Below are 20,725 nucleotides of genomic sequence, written 5' to 3' on the forward strand. Positions count from 1 at the left end.
AACACTTCATTCAAGCAACTCGGCTACGAACAAAAGTGAAGCAAGTCGTACAGAACTTCGGCTCCGGCGTGCTCGAGCTGCTCGACGTCCCCTGCCCTGCGGCGGGTCGCGGGCAGCTCTTGATCCAGACGCGCGCCAGCCTGATCTCGGCCGGCACCGAACGGGCCTTGGTCGAGTTCGGCCGGGCCGGGCTGCTTTCCAAGGCCCGGCAAAGCCCCGAACGCGTCAAGCAGGTATGGGATAAGATCCGCGCCGAAGGCCTGATGCCGACCATGGAAGCCGTCTTTGCCAAGCTCGACGAACCCATGCCGCTGGGCTATTCCAACGCCGGCGTCGTGGTCGAGGTCGGTCCCGGTATCACGCAGTTTGCCGCCGGCGACCGCGTGGCCAGCAACGGTGGGCATGCCGAGATGGTCAGCCGTCCGGTCAACCTCTGCGCCAAAATACCGGCCGGCGTCAGCGACGAAGCGGCCAGCTTCGCCGTGCTGGGCTCGATTGGGCTGCAAGGCATCCGCCTGTTGCGCCCCGAGCTGGGCGAAACCGTGGCCGTCTTCGGCCTCGGGCTGATCGGTCTGTTGACCGTGCAGATGCTGACCGGCAGCGGCGCTCGGGTGCTGGGCATCGATCCCGATCCCAGTCGCCGCGAAATGGCCCGCGAATTCGGCGCTACTCCGATCGATACCGCCGGTGACGTCGTCGCGGCGGCGCTCGCACAGACCGCGGGGCGCGGCGTGGATGGCGTGCTTGTGACCGCTTCGGCCCGCGACGACGATATTCTCAGCCAGGCGGCGCGCATGTCGCGCAAGCGTGGCCGAATCGTGCTGGTCGGCGTCGTGAACATGGAGCTCAACCGGGCCGAGTTCTACGAGAAGGAGCTGTCGTTCCAGGTCTCCTGCTCGTACGGCCCTGGCCGCTACGACACGCAGTACGAGGACCAGGGCGTCGATTATCCGTTCGCCTTCGTTCGCTGGACCGAGCAGCGCAACATCGAGGCCGTACTGGGCATGATGGAAGCCGGACGCCTGGACGTCAGCTCGCTCATCACGAAGCACATTCCGCACGCAAACGCGGCGACGGCCTACGAACTGCTTTCCAGCGATCGAAGTCAGTTGGGCATCGTCCTCGATTACCCAAGCGGCGAACCGTTGACCGAGCGCGTCGTTCGCTCGGCGGCAACGGCCGCTCCCTCGACTGCCACGAGCCAGGTCACGGTGGGCGTCATCGGCGCCGGAGCATTCACAAAGCGCGTGGTGCTGCCGGCACTAGCCAAAACCGGGGCCCGGCTGGCAACGATTGCCAGCGCCGGCGGCGTGACCGCGGCACATGCGGCGCGGAAGTTTAATTTCGCGTCGAGCACGACGGACTATCGCACGATCCTGGCCGACAAGAGCATCAATTGCGTGTTCATCACGGCGCGACACAACTCGCACGCGTCGATGGTTGTCGAAGCTCTGGCCGCCGGAAAGCACGTCTTCGTGGAAAAGCCTTTGGCGATCACGCGCGGCGAATTGCACCGCGTGCAAGAGGCATACGCCGCCAGCCGCGGCTTGCAACTCATGGTCGGTTTCAACCGCCGTTTTTCGCCGCATGCGGTGAAGATGCGGCAACTGCTCTCCACGCGCTCGCAGCCGGCCGTTTTCAACATGCTCGTCAACGCCGGCGAGATTCCCCGCAGCCACTGGACGCAGGATCCACTCGTCGGCGGCGGTCGCATCATCGGCGAAGGATGCCACTGGATCGACTTGTTGAGCTTCCTGGCCGGCTCGCCCGTCGTGGCCGTGCAGGCGAACATGCTCGGCGGGGTCGGTGGCGCGCCGGACGCGAACGATATTATGACCATCAGCATGTCGCTCGCGGATGGCTCGATCGCCAACCTGCACTACCTGGCCAACGGGCACCGGGCGTTCCCCAAGGAGATGCTCACCGTCTTCTGCCAGGGGCGCGTGCTCGAAATGGACAACTTCCGCCGCCTGAGCGGTCTCGGCTGGCCGGGGTTCAAGAAGTTCAATCTGTTCCGCCAGGATAAGGGGCATCAGGCCGAAATCGCGGCCTTCATCGATCGGGTCGCCGAGGGCGGCCCGCCCCTGATTCCACCGGCCGAGTTGTGGAACGTCACCGAAGCCTCGTTCGCCGCCGAGGAAGCCGCGGCCGACCATTCGCGCGTCGTATTATGTTCGTCCTGACGAAGCGCGCTCCGCGAAGACCGCAAAGCAGCACGGAAGCTGCCGCACGGCTCAGTCTTCTGGCACGGCTTCCATGCCGTAGCGAGCCGCGAAGGTCGCTAACTCTCGCGTAGCCACCCCCGCGAGCCGCAACTTGCCGTTTGCGTTCAGCGCCGCTCCCTTCGCCAGCCGGATGCCGGCATCGGCGGGCCCGACGACCGTCACCAGGCGCGCCGGCAGCGTGGCCGTCCCTCGCGTAACCAACGTGGGCACTGGAACGCGTTCGGCGTAATACAGCGATTCCCAGCCCTCGGGCCGCGTGCCCTCCACGCCCCGGCACATTTCGGTTGTAAAGCCGTCAGGACACGTCGTGTTGAGCGACAGCTCTTGTCCTTCCACGCTCGCGCACCAGGCATGCCCTTCTTCGCGCCAGGCAAGCGGCGCCAATCGCCAGCGCAGCGCCACCTGGTGAGACCCGGAACCGAGCAGATCGTCGATGATGACGTAGGTGTCGACGGCTCGGAAAATCGAGCGGCGATGCACGACGCGCCCCGGTAGCCGCCGATAGCCGTAGTGCTCACCGGCAATGAAGCTCGCCTGCCCGTCCAGCGAAAACGCATCCGCCAGGCAGCGAGCCTCGGTCCAGCGGAACCACAGGAAGCTCGGGCCGCGTTCCATTTGATCCAGTTCGTCGACTTCGACCGTGTTATGTCCGGCGGTCGATTCGAAGAAATGCTGCCACGGCTGCTCGCAGTAATATTGAAAGCTACCGCCGTCGCGCAACAGGTTCACGCCGCGGTACCAGAGATCAACGTGCAACATGTCGGCCTGGGTGGGCCGATCGTGGTAGGAGTGGATGCGCGTAAACAACCAAGAGTTAGGACCGGTCGTCGTGTAATACCCTCCCTGCGGCGCCTGGAACTGCGGTGCGCGGCGCTTTCCAGGCGCGGAATGGCCCGCCGGTTCGATCGGCGCGGCCCTCGAGCCGGCGCCGCATAGCCACAGCATCTCTTCATCCCAGGGCCCGGGCGGAAAGGCCCGCGTGCCGTGCAGCACGTAGTGCGCGGCTTGCGCCACGGGACGAAAGTCGGTGTAGTCGCACGTCGATAGGGGCAAGATCAGAGCCCCATCGTTCGGTCCGTAGTTGGGTACTCCGCCGGTCGTCGGCTCGATCATGGCCAACAGCCAGGCAAGCGCTTTGCCGATGGGCCCGTGGACTTCGGCAATCGGGTCGCCGTGCAGCGCCCCCAGTTGCATAGCCCACAGCATGTCGTCGAGCATGACCCGATGATAGTTCAGGCTGTGCTGCACGTAGGAGCCGTCGGGCTGGATTTGCCGCGCGACTTCCTCGCAAATGACGCGGCGCCCCCAGGCGCGCCAGCCCTCGGCACGACGCAACTCCGGAAAGAGCAGGCCGAGCGTCCACAGCCCTGCCGCCTCGCTGATGGCGTGGTTGTTCTTTTGACTGCGGGCGTAAACGATGTTGTCTTCGATCAACCGGCCGGTGAGATAAGCCAGCTCGGTGAGGCGGTGGTATCGTTCGGGCCGCGCGTCATGCTCCCCGACAAACGCGCATGCCACGAATAGCCAGGACATCAGGCGAAACGTCGCCTCCTGCCCGCATACCCACTGAGCGCTCGCGCCGAACGGGTTTTGCCGATCCCAGGCGTCGACCAACTGCCAGAACAACTCGCCGGCAGGTGAGGCCGGATCGCGTGCCGCATCGCGCGCCAACAGGAAACCAACCTGGAAGCGCGACGCCTCCCACAGGCATTTCAGGTCTTTGAAGCGCGGATCGAACTGTCGATAGCTGCGCCGCGATTGGCCGGCCGGCCAGGACACGTCGTGCAACGGATCGCGATGAAAGTCGACGGGCCAGCCGACGTTGGCGAGATGATGGTGAAAGAGCAGCATCCGGCCCGTCGGCAGCGCCTCGACCAGCGAACCAACCTGCTCGTGCCAGCGGGCATCGTCCGCGACCTCGCGCAGCACGGGGCGTATGCGATCCAACTGGGCGGGGCCGGTGAAGAACCGCTCGGCGCGACGGCGCCAATGAGTCAGAGCTTCGCCAGGCGCATAGTCCTCGGTGAAGGCGCGTTCAAGATGGCCGTCCGCAAGCTCGTGCTTCAGGCGATCGCTACGGTCGAGCCCGAGGCGTCCCTTGGCGATGTGCCAAGCGCGGCGCGGGACATTCTCCCAGCCGACAGCGCGGACCATCCAGTACATCTTGGCGAATCGATTCATCGACTATGCTCGTTGCAATCGTTGCCGTCGGTCGGCGCGCGATCCGTGCGGTTGCTCCGCCGAGAAGCACGCGAAGCTAGGCAGGCTGCACGGTGGCCGATCGGGACCGTGCCAACCTGCAATGCCCCTCTGCAGAGGTCTTCTGCACGAATCCAAGACCAAGGCAAAGTACGCCTTCTTTCTCCCCTCCGAGTGCGGCGATCGCGGGCTCGTCCGGCCATCGACAATTCTGTTCCCGATGTGTAGTCTAAAAGCTAGAAATCTTCACCCTTCCAAGTGCCTACACACCCGAAACGTCGCGGTCGATCCCTGCCGGGATTGACTTGCCTTCGGAGCTCCCTTGGGCCCAGCCGGTGCGCTTCGGGCACAAGCCGGTAATCTAAGCTACCATTGAAGTTCGAGCGGCGCGCGGTTGTCGAACCAGGACAATGCAAGCGGCCCTCGGCAGACGCGTACGAACAACCTTATGCTCGTCTTTTTGGGGACTACCTGTCACCCACGGGAACGGAGTGCGCGCGGCCGATCAACAACCAGCAATTCTTGGTCGCCAGGCGCTGGGTGTCCAGCGGAGCACGCATCGTAGTGCCGCAGGAGAATCCGAAACCGATCGCCAAGCCGACGCACCGCATAGAATTGTCCACGGAAAAAGCCTGTCCGGATACGAGCGACCTTATCGAATCATGCCCATTCTGGCCCCAGAACTAAGCCTGTACCCCGCTGACCTGTTCGATCGCGCCGATGCGGCCGCCGATCCTGAGGCGCGTTGGTGGGCGCTCTACAGTTTGCCCCGGCAGGAAAAGCAGCTCATGCGCCGATTGCATGCGCTCGCCACGCCGTTCTATTCCCCGATCGTCGCCAAGCGCAGTCGCGCCCCGTCGGGTAGGGTGCGCGTCTCGCATGTGCCACTGTTCGCCGGCTACGTATTTCTTTACGGAACCGGCACTCAACGGCACGCGGCGATGACGACCAATTGCGTTTCGCGCTGCCTGGAAGTGTCGAATGCCCAAGAGCTAACACGCGATCTACGAGCGATTCAGACGATGATCGCCTCGGGCGAACCGCTCACGGCCGAGGATCGGCTCGAAGCCGGTCAGCCGGTGCGCATCCGCTCGGGCGCGCTGTTGGGGCTCGAGGGCGTGGTGATTCGCCGGGCCAATGAAACTCGCTTGCTCGTGGCGGTCAATTTTCTGCAGCGCGGCGCGTCCGTGCTCGTCGAAGATTGTCAATTGGAACGACTCAGCTAACAACTCCCTCCTCCTTCGCTGACCACGGCCGGTCGGCGGTACGAAAAAAATAGGCTGCCGGCACACGGAACTGGTGCGGTGCGAGCCTCGACGTCAGGCCATGAGCTGATCTCTAAGCTCGGGCCGGAAACCTCGCACTTGCCCGTGCCCCCACTTCCCTCGACATTTTCTCTCGGCAGCACGCTCGTCGGCGCGGGCCACCCGGCCTTTCTGATCGCCGAAATCGGGCAAGCGCATGACGGCAGCCTGGGAACGGCGCACGCCTATATCGATGCCGTGGCGCGCACGGGCGCCAGCGCCATCAAGTTCCAGACGCACATTGCCGCCGCCGAATCGACACCGGCCGAACAGTTCCGCGTCAAATTCTCGCCGCAGGATGCCACGCGCTATGACTATTGGAAGCGCATGGAGTTCACGGCCGAGCAGTGGAAAGGCCTGGCCGATCATGCTGCCGAGCGTGGCTTGATCTTTCTCTCGTCGCCCTTTTCGCTGGAAGCGGTCGAGCTGCTTGAGCGGCTGAATATGGCGGCCTGGAAAGTGGGCGCCGGCGAGATCGGCAGCTTGCCCATGCTCGAGCGCATGGCGCGCACGCGCCGGCCGGTACTGTTGTCGAGTGGCCTCTCTTCGTGGGCGGAAATGGACGCGGCGGTCGCATGCGTGCGTAAGCAAGACGCACCCGTCGCTGTGCTGCAATGCACGACGGCCTATCCCTGCCCCCCGGAGAAGACCGGGCTGAATGTCATCGCCGAGCTTCGCAGCCGCTATGACTGCCCGGCAGGCCTGTCGGATCACTCGGGCAAGATCTACGCGGGGTTATCAGCCATCACGCTCGGCGCGAATCTGATCGAGGTGCATGTCACGTTTTCGCGCGAGTGCTTCGGGCCCGACGTCCCCGCGTCGCTGACGACGGACGAATTGCGTCAGCTTGTCGAAGGGACGCGGTTCATCGAAACGGCGCTCGCGCATCCGGTCGACAAGCAAGCCATGGCTGAAGATCTGGCGAGCTTGCGGCTGACCTTCGGCAAAAGCGTGGTAGCGGCCCGCCCCCTGCCCGCAGGCTACAAGATCACGGCCGAGGATCTGGCCTTCAAAAAGCCGGGGACCGGCATTCCCGCCAGTCGCTACCAAAGCGTGATTGGCACGACGACCAAACGAAGTATCGCGGCCGACACACTTTTGTCGGAGGACGATTTTGAGTAACGCCCCACGTCGCAAAGTCTGCGTGGTCCTGGTGGATCGCGCCAATTACGGCCGACTGAAGCCGGTGATGCACGCCATCGCGGCGCAACCTGGAATCGACTTGCAGGTTGTCTGCTCGGGCACGATGGTGCTCGAGCGTTTTCATCAGCCGATCAACGTCGTACGCGAAGACGGATTTCGCGTGGACGGCGAAGTCTACATGGAGCTCGAAGGTTCAACCCCCACGACGATGGCCAAAAGCGTCGGCTTTGGCATTGTGGAGTTCTCCAGCGAATTTCAACGGCTCAAGCCGGACGTGATGCTGATCATCGGCGACCGCTACGAGGCCTTGGCCGCCACGATTGCGGCCGCCTACATGAACTTGTGCATCGTCCACGTGCAGGGGGGCGAAGTCTCGGGGTCCATCGACGAAAGCGCTAGGCACGCGATCAGCAAGTTCGCGCACTTTCATTTTCCCAGCACCAAGCGCGCGGCCGAATACCTGGTGCGGATGGGAGAACGCCCCGACACGATCCTGGGAATCGGCTGCCCGTCGAGCGACATTGCCCGCTCCTTGGATCGGACGCTCGATCCGGCAATCATCAATGCCCGCGGCGGCGGTGCCACGATCGACGTTACAAAGCCGTACCTGCTGGTGCTCTTTCACCCGACGACGACTGAATTCGGTGGCGAACGGGCGCAAATCGAAGCATTGCTCACGGCTCTGGAACGCCTGAAGACGCAAACCGTGCTGCTGTGGCCGAATATCGACGCCGGCTCGGATCACATCAGCAAAGCGATCCGCATCTTTCGCGAGAAGCATAGCGCAGGGTGGATGCGGACGCTCACGAACCTCACGCCTGAGAAATATCTGAAGGTGCTTTCCAACGCTGCCTGTGCCATCGGCAACTCGAGTAGCTTCGTCCGCGACGCCGGTTACTTTGGAACGCCTGTCGTGCTCGTCGGACATCGGCAGGAGGGGCGCGAGCACGACGTTCACGTCATACCTACCATTCCCGAGGCGGACGCGATCGAGGCGACGGTCCGCAAGCACCTGGCTCACGGCCGCTACACGCCGAGCACGCTGTACGGCGACGGCCATGTCTCGGAACGAATCGCTGAGGGACTGGTCGCTCTGACCCCGTACGTGCAAAAGCGACTCCACTTCATCCACGACGACCGGCAAACGACCCGCTAAATGCTGCGTGTTCTTGGTATCGTGACGGCCCGGGGGGGCTCGAAGGGCATCCCTGGCAAAAATACGGTTTTCGTCGGCGGCAAACCGCTGTTGGCGTATACGGCCGACGCGGCGCACGCCTCGCGCCACCTGACGCGCGTCGTGCTGTCAACCGACGATGAGGAGATCGCGCGCGTCGGCCGCGAGTTAGGACTGGAAGTTCCCTTCATGCGTCCGGCCGAGCTTGCCCGGGACGACACGCCGACATTGCCGGTCCTGCAGGACGTGGTGCGGCGTTTGGAAGCGGCCGGCGAGCGCTACGACGCCATCTTCATTTTGCAGCCAACGAATCCCCTGCGGCTGCCGGAGGATATTGACGGCGCCATCGAGCTATTGGAGCGGACCGGCGCCGATTCGGTCATCTCGTTTTCCGACGTTGGCGAGCGGCACCCGGCCCGGATGAAGTTCATCGACACCGCCGGCCGCGTGGAGGATCCACCCTTTGCCGAAGCCTTCGAAGGGCAGCGCCGTCAGGATTTGCCGAAACTGTATCTGCGCGACGGATCGGTCTATGTCACCCGACGCGACGTATTGATGGAACAAAACTCGGTCAAGGGACAGGACTGCCGCGCTTGGATGATTCCGCCCGAACGGTCGTGCAACGTCGACGTCCCGTTTGATTTGTTCCTGGTCGAGTGCCTGCTGCAATACCATGCGGCTCACGCCGGGAGCGGCGCCCGGTGAAGATACTGATTGCCGAGTCGCGCGGTTTCTCGCCCGCGGCGTTGCAAACCTTGCGTGGCGTTGCCGAAGTCGTCGAGGCCGACCTGGATCGCGCCGGTTTGCTGTCAGCCTGCGGTGACATCGACATTCTGTGGGTGCGGTTGCGAAACCAGATCGATGCCGAAGTATTCGATGCGGCGCCGCAACTAAAAGTGGTCGTCACGCCCACGACCGGCTTGAATCATATCGATCAGCAGGAGGCCGCCCGCCGCGGCATCCGCATCGTCTCGCTCAAGGGAGAGGTTGCGTTCCTGAAGGACGTGCGCGCGACGGCCGAGCTGACCGTTGGATTGATGCTCATGCTCATGCGCAACCTGCTGCCAGCGGCGACCGATAGCTTGCGCGGAAATTGGAATCGCGACGCCTTCCAGGGTCATGAGCTCTACGGCAAAACGGTCGGCATCATCGGCTACGGCCGACTCGGACATATTGTCGCACGCTACCTGCAAGCCTTCGACATGCGCGTCTTGGTCACGGACCCGGATCTGGACTCCGAAGAGCTCGGGCCGGGGCTGACCCGCGTGCCGCTGGCCAAGCTGCTGCGCGATTCGGACATTGTTTCGCTGCACGTCAATCTTTGCGACGATACCTATGGGTTCTTCGGAAGCAACGAATTCGACGCCATGCAGCCCGGCGCCTGGTTCATCAACACGGCCCGCGGCGAACTGGTCGACGAACAGGCCCTGCTCAACGCGCTGCGCTCAGGCAGATTGGCGGGCGCGGCGCTCGACGTGTTGTGCGATGAGCAATCAACCGGAATGGGACACAACGAACTGGTCGAATATGCAAAAACGCACCCGCAACTGATCATCACGCCGCATATCGGCGGCTGTACCCACGAATCGATGGAAAAGACCGAGCGGTTCCTGGCCGGCCGGCTCGTGGCAAAGCTGGCGGCGGGCGCCACCTCATGACAGCCACGATCCCCCGGGTCGTCAGATTCAAAGGATTTCGAATTTGAGCAACGTACCGACCGCGGAAGAAAAACCAACGGCGCCTGCGCGTACGGTTTCCTCGGCGCGCAACACCGTGAACATCTTCACGATGCGAGTGGTCACGTTACCGCTGACCGTAGTGACCAGCATCCTGGTCGCGCGCATCCTGGGGCCGCAGGAACGCGGCATCTATGGCTTCATGGTGTTGATCGGCGCCTTTGCGCTCCCGATTCTCATGCTGGGTTCGGGCGCGTCGGCCACGTATTTCATTTCCAGCAAGCGCTATCGGGCGGCCGACATCTTTCTAACCTGTTTTATGATCGGCATCCTGCAGGGAACACTCGGGGCCATCCTGTTGGGAGCCCTGTGGTTGCTCGGTCTGCTGGGAGCGACAGCAAATGCCACGGGACCAAGCTTATTCATCCCGGTACTGATCGCTCTCCCTTTGCAGGGCGCGGTCAACATGGGAACGCGCGTAGCGCTGGGCGATTCGTGGTACGCACTCAACAATCGAGTCATGCTTAGCACGGCCCTCCTCACAGGCGGCATGCTACTCACCCTGGTCGTCTTCCTGCGGCTGGGAGTGCAGGGGGCGGTGGTCGGCATTGTCGTGAACAACCTGATTCTCACGTCGGGCATCCTGATCGCCTCGATCCGGCATTATCGTCCCAAGTTTGCGCTCAACCTGCAGTACGTTCGCGAGTCCTGGCGGTACGGCCTGAAGGCCTGGCTGGCCGACCTGGCCGGAACGACGAACTTGCGGCTGGATCAATGGATCCTGGGGATGGCCAACGCGCCGCAAGCGCTGGGCATCTATGCGCCGGCGGTTGTCATCTCCGAACTGCTATGGATGATCCCCGACTCGCTAGGATTCGTGCTGTTTAACAAGATCGCTGCTGCAAAAGATCCTGAGGAACAAGCCGACCTGGTCGAACGGCTGAACCGCATCATCTTCTGGACGATGACGCTGGCCAGCGTCAGCATGGCGGTTGCAGGACCGTGGGTCATTACCCTGTTGTATGGCCAGCAATACGCCGCCAGTGCCCTGCCGCTGGCCTTGCTCATGATCGGCACCGTGACGTTCACGACGCAGAAGGTGCTGACGAAATATTTTGCCGGCACCGGTGCTCCGCATCATTCCGGAACCACAGTAGCCATGGGCGCGCTGACGGGGCTGGTTCTTTATCTGCCGATGATCAAGTTCTTTGGCGCGCCGGGAGCCGCCATTGCCCACTCGGCCTGTTATACTATGACCGCGGTTACGGCCGTGTACATTTATCGCCGCCTGATCGCGCCGCGCCGACCCCATCTGTATTTGCTCAAAATCGGGGATCTGTCGTGGCTTGAAGGACAGGTTCGCCTGATTCGTGGGCGGCAGCCTGCTGAAGCCTGACGAACCAGACATCTCCACTTGATATGCGACACATCGTGCGACGTTTTCAGTAGCGGAGAAAAACGATGCCCTCGGCAGCCAAATCGGTTGTACGCTTCTTCTCGGGTGACAAGACCGTCGACAGTCCGGTCCTGAATCGCCTTGGCGCGCAAGTCGCCCGCACGGTGCTTGCGCGAATGATGCACACCATGCGAGCGCCGCGTGCTCATGTCGCGGCAAGCGTACGCGATTATGTGACGACGCTCGAACGCGATGGCCTCGTGGTGATTCCCAATTTTTTGCCGGATGACGTCATCGACGACTTACGCGTCCGCGCCAAGAAGATTTGCGAGCAAGACCGGGCCCGCACCAAGGTGTATCACCATGGTCCGAATACGTTCAACGTCTTGAACAGCGAGATTCGTCCGGAAATCCCCGACGAGTTGCCGGAGTTCTTCAAGGATCCGCGCGTGCCGGCCTTGATCGAGGCGGCCGAGCGGCGTCCTGGCCGATTCGCCACCCACGGCTATATGAATATCGAGCGGTTGTGCCAGAACGGCCCCGTCGAGATGGAAGATCCGGAAACGCAGTTGCACAGCGACATTTTTTTCACCTCACACAAGGGTTGGCTGTACCTGACCGACGTCACGCCCGAGTGCGGACCGTTCGTCTACGTCAAAGGATCACATCGATTATCCCCCAAGCTGCTTTCGTACGTGTATCGCGAAAGCTGCAACGGGAACAAGGGATCGCGGCGCATCACGCAGCGCGAGCTGGACGATTTGCACCTCGAGGAAATGGTGCTCACCTGCCCCAAGGGAACTTTCGTGGTCGGAAACACCTTTGGTTTCCACCGGCGCAACCGCGGCACGCCGGGGCACGAGCGACTGGCCCTGCATGCGGGCATGCGCACCAATCCTTTCTTTGCCCGCAGTTGACCGCGTTCGGCGGCAGTTATTTCCCGATGGCGGGTGGCCGCGGACTAGCCGTGGATGTCTCCGGGAGTTGCCGCCGAGTGAACCCTGTGTGATTTGCCTTTCCGCTCGCCTCCGGCCCTGAGAAGCCGTCCATGGAAAAGCTTTCGCCCGAGAGCCTGACGTCGTCCGCGGCCCTCCAGGGGCCGCGTCCGCGCGCGCCGCGTTACTATTCCTTGGACATCTGGCGCGGTGCGGCATGCCTGCTGGTGGTCGTTTACCACTCGGTCTGCCAGTTGATTCCGCTGGGCGATGATGCGGCGTCCTGGGCTGTCCGTGTCTTTCTGCAGTGCTGGATAGGCGTTCCGATGTTCTTTGTCATCTCTGGCTATTGCATTAGCGCCACGGCCGACGCCAGCCGACTGCGCCCCGGCGGACATAGCGTCCGCGACTATTTCACGCGCCGTTTTCGGCGCATCTACCCGCCCTATTGGGTGTGGCTGGCCATCGTTCTGCTTTTGACGTTGGTGGTCAGCGCCGAATACTTCGACGATTGGCGGAACAGAATCCGCGGCCCGTTCGAGCTTTCCCTCGATCAATGGATCGGGAACCTGACGCTGACTGAGAAATGGCGTTGGCATTTTGGGGATCCAGAGCAGGGCCTTGTGTTCGGACCCGCATGGACCCTCTGTTACGAAGAGCAATTCTATTTCGTGACGGGCATCATTCTGCTGCTTACGCCCAACCGCTTCTTTCGCGCCGCGATCTTGGTCAGCATCGGCACCGTCCTGGCGCGTGTCGTTTCGAGCCGGATGGGTTTCAGCGTCGCCGGCTTCTTCTTCGACGGCCGCTGGCTCTTGTTCGCTTTGGGAATCGCGGTGTACTACGCCGTCAACTATGGCCAGACTTTCTTTCGCTACGCCGCGATGGGGTCGCTCGCGGCGCTGCTCTTGGCGCTCATCCTCGCGCCCGTCCATTCCGAAAACAAGACCGAGTATGGTACCGGCATTGCGTTCGCCTTGGTGATCTTGATCTTACAGCCGTGGGACGCGGTCCTTGCCAACGTACCACTGCTCGCGCCCATCAAGTTTTGCGGCACGATGTGCTATAGCCTGTACCTTGCGCATTGGCCGACCGTGTTGCTCGTGGCTCGCTGGATGTTTCTCCACGGCGTAACGGATCCATTACGAACGGTGATGATCACCGTTCCACTCTCCTTGATCGCCGGGGTTTCGGCAGGCTACGCGTTCCATGTCCTTGTGGAAAAACATTTCCTGAACCCGCCGCGGCGCGCGACAAGCCCCACGAGTCAAGGCGTACGAGATAAGGCGCCAACCGTAGTCGCCGTTGACGTTGCCTGAGCAGGTGACCTGTAGTTTTCACACGTTACGCCACCGTCCAATCCATTATGACTTCCGCTACGTCGTCATCCGCCGCCAAGCCACGCGAAGTGGGTGTGTCCGGACCGACGATCCTGTTCAACATTACGCACGGCTTTCAGGCGCGCATGCTCCTGCGCTCGGAAATCGCCGAGAGCTTGCTGGCGCGCGGAACGCGCCTGGTCATCGCCTCGGCCGCCGCGCGCGAGCCGTACTTCGTGCAGGAGTTCACGCATCCGCAGATCACGCTCGAGGACATGCGCGGGAAGTTTTCGCGCGTCGAATCGCACCTGATCAACCTGCGGCAATACTTCCTGATGAACCCGTCGCTGGGCGCGACGTTGAATCACAAGAACGAGGTGTTTCGCCGCGAGCGACCGCGCCGCTATTGGTTCGCCAGGGCCGTGAACTCCGTGCTGGGACGCATCCCTCCGCTGCGCCGCGCCTACCAGGCGGGCGAGGCGATCGCCTTTCCCGGCACCGAATGGGACGATCTGCTCAGGCGCTATCAGCCCGATCTTGTCGTGACCGGTACGCCGGGGCTGAATCGCAATGACGTTCACTTAATGCGTGCCGCCCGCCGCGCTCGCATTGAAACCGCGACGGTGATGCTGTCGTGGGATAATCTCTCCAGCAAAGGATACATGGGAGCCCGCCCCGATCACTTGCTCGTGTGGAGCGACCTCATGGCCCACGAGGCGGTCATGTATCACAGCTTCCCGCGCGAGCGGATCCAATGGTGCGGCGCCGCGCAATTCGATTACTACTACCAGTTCCGCCAGCGCTTCGACCGCGACGCCTGGCGCAAGCGCGAAGGGATTCCAGAGGGAAGGCCCTTGATCGTTTACGGCACGATCAATCCCTGGATCATGCCGCACGAGATTCACACCGTCCGTCAAATCGTCGAAGCCATCGAGAGCGGCAAGTTCAAAGTCAAACCGCTTTTGTGGATTCGCATGCACCCTCAGGCGGTGCGGGGTGAATTCAGTTGCGCGGTTGATCCCTTTCGCAAGCTAGCAGGCCCTAGCGTGCGCATCGAGGAGCCGCCCGTGCAAAGCGAGAAGCTGGCATGGGATCTGCCGCGGCGCGATATCGAGCATCTGGCCCAATTGATGGCGGCCGCGGACGTCGTCGTCACCCCCTGCTCGACCTTGAGCATTGATGCCGCTTGCGTCGACACGCCGATTATCAACGTCTTTTTCGATGGCGATGCGGCGGTGCATCCGGCACTGTCCGCCCGGCGGTTCATGTCCTACACCCATTACGCGCACATCCTCGAAACGGGCGGCATCGCCAAGGCCATGAACATCGACGATTTCGTGCGCATGACCGACGCCTATGTCGAGAATCCGCGCCTCGACAGCGACGGGCGGGCGCGCATCCTGCAGCAGCAGTTCAATCGTCTGGACGGCAAGGCCGGCGCCCGCACCGCCGAATTGCTGGCAGAGCTCGCCGTACGCCGCAACAAATAAGGAACGCGTATACGTCCTCGCTGATCAATCGCATGGCCACCGCACCATCACAGAACGCGACCGCAAACAAAGAGAGTGCCCCGGCAGGGCCGAAAATTCTCTTTAACATCACCCACGGTTTCCAGGCGCGCTTGCTCTTGCGGTCGACGATTTCGGAAACACTGCTCGCGCGCGGCGCGACGTTGGTGATCGTATCGGGCGCCGCCGGCGAGGAGTACTTTCGCAAGGAGTTCTCGCATCCTCGCATCATTTTGGAGGACATGCCGCATAAATCTTCCAGGATCGAGTCGCACTTGATCAACCTGCGGCAGTATCTGCTGATGAATCCGTCGCTGGGAACGACGCTGAACTTCAAAAACGAGGCGATGCGTCGTTCCTGGCCGAAGCGCTACTGGATGACACGCATCGCCAACTCGGTGCTAGGGCGAATCCCCCCCCTGCGCGAGGCCTATCGTGCCGGCGAGGCGGCTATCTATCGCGGTACCGAGTTCGATGATCTGCTCAAGCGCCACCGCCCCAGCCTGATCGTCACCGGCACGCCGGGCGTCAATCCGTACGATATGCACTTGTTGCGGGCCGGCCGGCGGCTGGGAATCGCGACCGCCACGGTGATGCTCTCGTGGGACAATCTCACAGCCAAGGGATATATGGGCGCGACGCCCGATCATCTGCTCGTGTGGAGTGACCTGATGGCCGACGAGGCCATGCAGTATCACAGCTTCCCGCAGCAGCGCATTCATTGGTGCGGCGCCGCGCAGTTCGACAACTACCAGGGCATTCGCGAACGTTTCGATCGCATGGCGTGGCGGCGCGAGCACGGCGTTCCCGAGGGACGACCGCTGGTCGTCTATGGCACGATCAACCCCGCCCTGCTCCCTCACGAGCCGAACATTTTGAAGCAGATCGTCGCGACGGCTGGATCGCAGTCCTATTCCAAGCGACCGTTTTTCTGGATCCGCCTGCACCCCCAGGTCGTGCGTGGCTACTACGCGACGTCACTGGCACCCTACCGCGAGATGGCGGGACCGGACGTATTCGTCGAAGAACCTCCCGTCCAGTCCGAAAAACTGCCGTGGGATTTGCCGGCGGCCGAGACCGAACACCTGGCGCAGCTGATGGCCGCCGCCGATGTGGTTGCCACGCCAGGCTCGACGCTGATGATCGACGCCGTGTGCGCCGGGACGCCGGTTATCAACGTGCTCTTTGACGGCGACGAGCCGATTCACCCGGCCATGTCGACCAGGCGGTTCGCGAAATACTTGCACCAGGAAAAGATTCTCACAACTGGTGGAATCGCCAAGGCCTGGAACATCGACGAATTCGTGCGTTTGGTCGATGCCTACATCAAGGATCCTGAGCTCGACGCCGACAAGCGCGCCGCCTTGATCCGCCAGCAGATGCATCGCCTGGACGGCCAGGCCGGCGTTCGTACGGCGAACGAGCTCTGGCGGCTCGCTGAGAAATAGCAGCACGCCGTTGCGAGCGTCGGAAGCAAGAGGAAATCGAAGATGAGCGTTCCGAGTATGCCCGAGGCGCTTGCCCGCCAGAACCGCGGTCGCAAGCTGCAGCAGGGCGGAAGCGCCGACGCACAGCCCGCCGGTCGCTACTACATTCTGGGCACATTTCACGTCGCAATGCTCGAACCGCTGCTGGTCGAAGCGCTCGATCGCGAGGAAATTCGGATCGAGGTGAAGTCGGGGCCGTTCGGCCAGCTCGAAGAGGAAATCCTTAACGATCGCTCTCCCCTTTATGCCACCGCGCCTGAGGGCATCGTACTCGTGCTGAGCGTCGAGGACCTGTTATCGGCCTTGTATGCTCGCCCGGCAGGGTTCCTTGACGATGCCGCGGAAAACCTCGTGCAGGAACAAGCCGATCGCATGCGGGGCGTAATCTCGGCACTGCTCGAACGCTTGCCGCAGGCCACGATCTACCCGGTGGTTGTCGGAGCGGAGACGGCGCCAAGCAGCTCGATTCTCGCTCCGGACGACGCACTGCGCGGTCAGGCTGCCGTGGAGTCGATGCTGCGTTCCTTGCGTCAACTTGGACAATTGTCACCGCGAGTCGTCGTTGTCGACTGGGATTGGCTCACCCGCGGCGACGGTACGTCACCGTGCCGCGACACTCGGCTGTGGTATCTGGCCCGAATGCGATTGAACGTGGTCGGTCTGGCGTCGGTCGCCGAGTCGGTGGCCCTGCACGTAGCAGCTATCCGCAAACCACCACGCAAGGTCGTGGTCTTCGATCTCGACGACACGATCTGGGGTGGCGTGGTGGGCGAAGTGGGGCTCGCGGGGTTGGCCCTGGGTGAAGATGGCATCGGCCGCGCGTTCCAGGACGTGCAGCGCGAGCTTTTGAAATTATCCGACACGGGCATCCTGCTGGCCGCCTGCAGCAAGAACAATCCGGAAGACGCGTGGAGCGCCTTCGACCAGCACCCCGGCATGGTGCTCCAGCGCAAGCATCTGGTCGCGTCGCGCGTCAACTGGCAGGACAAGGCCACGAACCTACGCGAGCTTGCGAAAGAGTTGAACCTGGGAATCGACAGCTTCGTGTTCCTGGACGACAATCCGGTCGAGCGTGAATTGATTCGGCAGATGCTCCCCGAGGTGCTAGTGCCGGAGCTGCCCGAGGACCCTGCCCTGCGGCCGGATTTCGTGCGCAGCGCACCATGGTTCCACCGTCTGCGCGTCACCAGCGAAGATCGGCAGCGCGGCGAGTCGTACCGCGTGCAGAAACTAGGCACCGATTTGCGCGCCTCGTCGGCGACGTTCGAGGGCTTTCTCGCCTCGCTGGCGCAGGAAGTCACGATCGAGCCGGTCAATCAGGCATCGGTCGGTCGCGCCGTGCAGCTTTGCCAGCGGACGAATCAGTTCAATCTAACGACACCCCGGTACACGCTTGCCGATCTCGAGCAGTTTTTGCGCAACCCGGCCGTAGAGCTCCACACGCTTTCGGTCCGTGATCGCTTCGGCGATCATGGCATTACCGGATTGGCGATCGTCCGGTACACGGAAGCCGGCGCGGAAATCGACACGCTGCTTCTCAGTTGCCGCGTGCTGGGGCGCCGTGTCGAAGACACCTTGCTCTCCTTTCTGGCGAGCCGAGCGCGCGATCGAGGTGCCAGCCAGTTCGTGGGTAAATACATCGCCACGCCGAAAAACGGTCAGGTCAGCACATTTTTTACCGATCGCGGGTTCGCGACGACGGGCGACGGAAAATTCGCCCTGGACCTGGCGGCCACCCAATTGCCGCTTCCCTCGGAAATCAAATTAATTGCCCCGCAATATGCGCACTCAGATTAAAACGGTCATCGCCGAGGTGCTGGGCATCTCGCCCGACGCGATCGCCGATGATGCATCGACCGAAACGGTCGCCGAATGGGATTCCCTCAAGCATTTGGAGCTAATGATGGCGATCGAGGCGGCCTTCAACACGCGCATCAATACGGCCGCTATGCTCGAGCTGCATTCGATCGACGCCATCGAGAGCTATATCAGCGCGCAACATAATCGGTAACCTGGCGGCGGGACAGCGAACCCTGCGTCCTGCGGACTCTAATATTAAAGGTCATAGCGAGCCCCGGCCGGTTAGTATCGTGAAAGGTCGCAACTTAAAGATCGACTGGTGGCCCGCCGACGAGGTCCCTCAGTTGCAGGGAGTGATCGACGAGCATTGGCGGAACGGACATGTGTTAGCACGCGACGCCGAGCTGTTGCGCTGGCAATATCGCCATCCGACAGACCCTTCGGTGTTGTCCGTGCTGCGGGCGCGGGATGAAGAGGGGCTGGCCGGCGTGTTGGGTACGAACCTGGTTGACTTCAGCGTCCAGGGGCGACGCACGCCGGGAGTGTGGCTGGCCCTCTGGTTCAATATCAAGCACGCGGCTGCCGGCACCGGATTGATGCTGTTGCGCGCCGCGATGGAAGGAGACGCGAAGGTCGTGGCCTGCCTGGGTTTCAACGATATCGCGGAGCGTATTTATCGCGGCCTGCGTTTCACGGTCATCGAGGAACTTCCCCGCTGGATTTGCCTGGCCAATGCCGATGCCTTCCGGGCACTTTTAGAGATGGAGCAGAGTCACGCCGCCGCCGACCTGCAGGCGACCGTCGCGGCGCTGAGCCACGATCAGAGCCGCCACACGACGGCAGCCGCGCGACTGATCGCCTGGGACGAAGGGCTCGCCGATCGGTGGAACGCGAAATGGGACCATGAATTGTCCAAGCAATGTATAGGAACGTGGCGGAACTTCGACTATCTGCGGTGGCGGTATGCCGAGCATCCCCGGTTTCAATATCAACTGCTTTTTGCGGAAGATGCCGGCGGGGCCATCTCGGGCCTGGTCGTCTTCCGCTACGAGCGCGTGGCGGCCTCGGACCTGCAGGTGGTTCGCATTCTAGAACTGCTCGGCAATGAAGACGCGTGCGCACTCCTGGCCGCAGCGGTCCGCGAGAAAGCGTGCGCCGCGGGAGCCGCCTTCGCCGACTTTTTTTGCACGCGGCCTGGCATTGCTGCACCACTTACCGAGGCGGGCTTCCACCGCGAACGATCGCTTCCGGCCACGATTCCCATGCTATTTCAGCCCCTGGATCATCGCCGGACTCGCGTGCGTTTGGCATACAGCATGCTCGACGGCGCGCTCGAAGCGGCCGCCACTGCTCATCCGGAAACGCTCTACGTGACGCGTTCGGACGGCGACCAGGACCGGCCCAACTGACGTCGGACATCGCTCGCATGAAATTCATCATGTATCACTATGTCCGGCCGTCGCATCCGGATCTGCCGTACTTCAAGCATCTACATATCGACGATTTTCGTCGGCAGTTGGACTATTTTGCCGCCGAATATGGATTCGTCCCCCGCGACGAGTTCCTGGCAACGCTCGAAGGCACCGCTGTACCAGTCTCGGGCGTGGTTCTGTCGTTCGACGACGGCTTGATCGATCATTACCGGTACGTGCTGCCCGAGCTCGAGCAACGAAACCTGTGGGGGCTGTTCTACATTCCTACGGGTATCTACGCGCGGCGGAAACTTCTGGACGTACACCGCATTCACTGCCTGCTCGGCCGCTTTGGTGGCCAGGCCATGCTCGACGCGCTCGGCGAGCTAGTTTCCGATGATATGCTGTCGCACAGCCACGTCGACGAATTCCGCGAGCGGACCTACGCGCGCCAGGATAACGATGCCGCCACCGCCGAATTCAAGCGTATTCTGAACTACTACCTCTCCTATGAGTTTCGCGAGCAGGTTCTCGACACGCTGATGGCGCGGTTCTTTTGCGAAGAGGAACTGATCGACGAGTATTACATCCCACGCGACCGGCTTGCCGAATTCGAAGAGCGGCAGATGCTGCTGGGCGGTCACAGCGTCAGCCACCGCGTTTTCAGCAGGCTTTCTCGCGCCGAACAGCAGCACGAGATTCAGGAGTGTTTCGAGTTCCTGGAAAGCGCCACCGGCGGTCTGAAGCTGCGCTCATTCTGTTATCCTTATGGCGGGTTTCACTCGTTCAACGCCACGACCGAGGAGCTACTCCAGGCCGCTGGCTGCCGGTTCTCGCTGAACGTCGAACCGCGGGACGCGGAAGCAGCGGATTTCCGCACGCGTCCACAAGCCATCCCCCGCTACGATTGCAATGCCTTTCCGTACGGCCGGTGCCGTGAACCGCTGGCGGTCTGAACGAACGGTTTCGTCTTTCGCATCAACGCTTCAACTCTCCGAGAGTCATCCATGCGCGTCCTTGTCACTGGCTCCAGCGGGCTGATTGGTTCCGAAGCGGTTCGTTTCTTCGACGATTTAGGCTTCGATATCGCCGGCGTCGACAACAACATGCGCGCCGACTTTTTCGGGCCCAAGGGAGATACGACCTG

16 protein-coding genes are annotated in these 20,725 nt (G+C 62.3%); 15 read left to right on the forward strand and 1 reads right to left on the reverse strand.

Annotation, left to right across the window (positions count from 1 at the left end):
* The first annotated feature begins 35 nt into the window (after positions 1 to 35).
* Positions 36 to 2,183, forward strand: coding sequence for a bi-domain-containing oxidoreductase (locus VHD36_15325; protein ID HVU88691.1), 2,148 nt, complete (start codon positions 36 to 38; stop codon positions 2,181 to 2,183).
* Between the two features lie 51 nt (positions 2,184 to 2,234).
* Here the strand turns inward: VHD36_15325 and VHD36_15330 are convergent, their stop codons facing one another.
* Complete coding sequence (locus tag VHD36_15330) at positions 2,235 to 4,406, reverse strand: alginate lyase family protein (protein ID HVU88692.1); 2,172 nt, start codon at positions 4,404 to 4,406, stop codon at positions 2,235 to 2,237.
* Between the two features lie 680 nt (positions 4,407 to 5,086).
* Between VHD36_15330 and VHD36_15335 the strand changes: the two genes are divergently transcribed.
* From VHD36_15335 to VHD36_15400, 14 genes are all read left to right on the forward strand, one after another.
* Positions 5,087 to 5,650, forward strand: a complete 564-nt coding sequence (locus tag VHD36_15335; protein HVU88693.1) for a transcription termination/antitermination NusG family protein — start codon at positions 5,087 to 5,089, stop codon at positions 5,648 to 5,650.
* 144 nt (positions 5,651 to 5,794) lie between these two features.
* Complete coding sequence (locus tag VHD36_15340) at positions 5,795 to 6,850, forward strand: N-acetylneuraminate synthase family protein (GenBank protein ID HVU88694.1); 1,056 nt, start codon at positions 5,795 to 5,797, stop codon at positions 6,848 to 6,850.
* Positions 6,843 to 8,027, forward strand: coding sequence for a UDP-N-acetylglucosamine 2-epimerase (gene neuC, locus VHD36_15345; protein HVU88695.1), 1,185 nt, complete (start codon positions 6,843 to 6,845; stop codon positions 8,025 to 8,027). The genes VHD36_15340 and neuC overlap by 8 nt, the downstream gene beginning before the upstream one ends.
* Positions 8,028 to 8,750: an acylneuraminate cytidylyltransferase family protein gene (locus VHD36_15350; protein HVU88696.1), complete on the forward strand. Its 723-nt coding sequence runs from the start codon at positions 8,028 to 8,030 to the stop codon at positions 8,748 to 8,750.
* On the forward strand, positions 8,747 to 9,703 hold the full coding sequence (locus VHD36_15355; protein ID HVU88697.1) for an NAD(P)-dependent oxidoreductase: 957 nt from the start codon (positions 8,747 to 8,749) through the stop codon (positions 9,701 to 9,703). Before VHD36_15350 ends, VHD36_15355 begins: the two co-directional genes overlap by 4 nt.
* A gap of 43 nt (positions 9,704 to 9,746) precedes the next feature.
* Positions 9,747 to 11,117 carry an oligosaccharide flippase family protein gene (locus VHD36_15360; protein ID HVU88698.1) on the forward strand — a complete coding sequence of 457 codons (1,371 nt, stop codon included), beginning with the start codon at positions 9,747 to 9,749 and terminating at the stop codon, positions 11,115 to 11,117.
* Between the two features lie 65 nt (positions 11,118 to 11,182).
* Entirely contained in the window at positions 11,183 to 12,034 is an 852-nt protein-coding gene (locus VHD36_15365) for a phytanoyl-CoA dioxygenase family protein (GenBank protein ID HVU88699.1), read from the forward strand.
* Positions 12,035 to 12,165: 131 nt separating this feature from the next.
* Entirely contained in the window at positions 12,166 to 13,371 is a 1,206-nt protein-coding gene (locus tag VHD36_15370) for an acyltransferase (GenBank protein HVU88700.1), read from the forward strand.
* Positions 13,372 to 13,466: 95 nt separating this feature from the next.
* Entirely contained in the window at positions 13,467 to 14,861 is a 1,395-nt protein-coding gene (locus VHD36_15375; GenBank protein ID HVU88701.1) for a hypothetical protein, read from the forward strand.
* A 32-nt stretch (positions 14,862 to 14,893) separates the two neighbouring features.
* A complete protein-coding gene (locus tag VHD36_15380) occupies positions 14,894 to 16,327 on the forward strand; it encodes a hypothetical protein (protein HVU88702.1) in 1,434 nt (477 codons plus the stop codon).
* A gap of 42 nt (positions 16,328 to 16,369) precedes the next feature.
* Positions 16,370 to 18,163, forward strand: coding sequence for an HAD-IIIC family phosphatase (locus tag VHD36_15385; protein ID HVU88703.1), 1,794 nt, complete (start codon positions 16,370 to 16,372; stop codon positions 18,161 to 18,163).
* On the forward strand, positions 18,147 to 18,377 hold the full coding sequence (locus VHD36_15390) for an acyl carrier protein (protein HVU88704.1): 231 nt from the start codon (positions 18,147 to 18,149) through the stop codon (positions 18,375 to 18,377). Before VHD36_15385 ends, VHD36_15390 begins: the two co-directional genes overlap by 17 nt.
* Before the next feature lie 79 nt (positions 18,378 to 18,456).
* A complete protein-coding gene (locus VHD36_15395) occupies positions 18,457 to 19,575 on the forward strand; it encodes a hypothetical protein (GenBank protein ID HVU88705.1) in 1,119 nt (372 codons plus the stop codon).
* A 17-nt stretch (positions 19,576 to 19,592) separates the two neighbouring features.
* A complete protein-coding gene (locus tag VHD36_15400; GenBank protein HVU88706.1) occupies positions 19,593 to 20,534 on the forward strand; it encodes a polysaccharide deacetylase family protein in 942 nt (313 codons plus the stop codon).
* Positions 20,535 to 20,725: the final 191 nt, after the last annotated feature.

This window comes from Pirellulales bacterium (genome assembly GCA_035546535.1).
Classification (GTDB): domain Bacteria; phylum Planctomycetota; class Planctomycetia; order Pirellulales; family JACPPG01; genus JACPPG01.

Coding starts and splice junctions, on each gene's coding strand:
- VHD36_15330 (HVU88692.1), bottom strand. CDS start 4,406: ATGAATCGATTCGCCAAGATGTACTGGATGGTCCGCGCTGTCGGCTGG.
- VHD36_15335 (HVU88693.1), top strand. CDS start 5,087: ATGCCCATTCTGGCCCCAGAACTAAGCCTGTACCCCGCTGACCTGTTC.
- VHD36_15350 (HVU88696.1), top strand. CDS start 8,028: ATGCTGCGTGTTCTTGGTATCGTGACGGCCCGGGGGGGCTCGAAGGGC.
- VHD36_15365 (HVU88699.1), top strand. CDS start 11,183: ATGCCCTCGGCAGCCAAATCGGTTGTACGCTTCTTCTCGGGTGACAAG.
- VHD36_15370 (HVU88700.1), top strand. CDS start 12,166: ATGGAAAAGCTTTCGCCCGAGAGCCTGACGTCGTCCGCGGCCCTCCAG.
- VHD36_15380 (HVU88702.1), top strand. CDS start 14,894: ATGGCCACCGCACCATCACAGAACGCGACCGCAAACAAAGAGAGTGCC.
- VHD36_15385 (HVU88703.1), top strand. CDS start 16,370: ATGAGCGTTCCGAGTATGCCCGAGGCGCTTGCCCGCCAGAACCGCGGT.
- VHD36_15390 (HVU88704.1), top strand. CDS start 18,147: ATGCGCACTCAGATTAAAACGGTCATCGCCGAGGTGCTGGGCATCTCG.
- VHD36_15400 (HVU88706.1), top strand. CDS start 19,593: ATGAAATTCATCATGTATCACTATGTCCGGCCGTCGCATCCGGATCTG.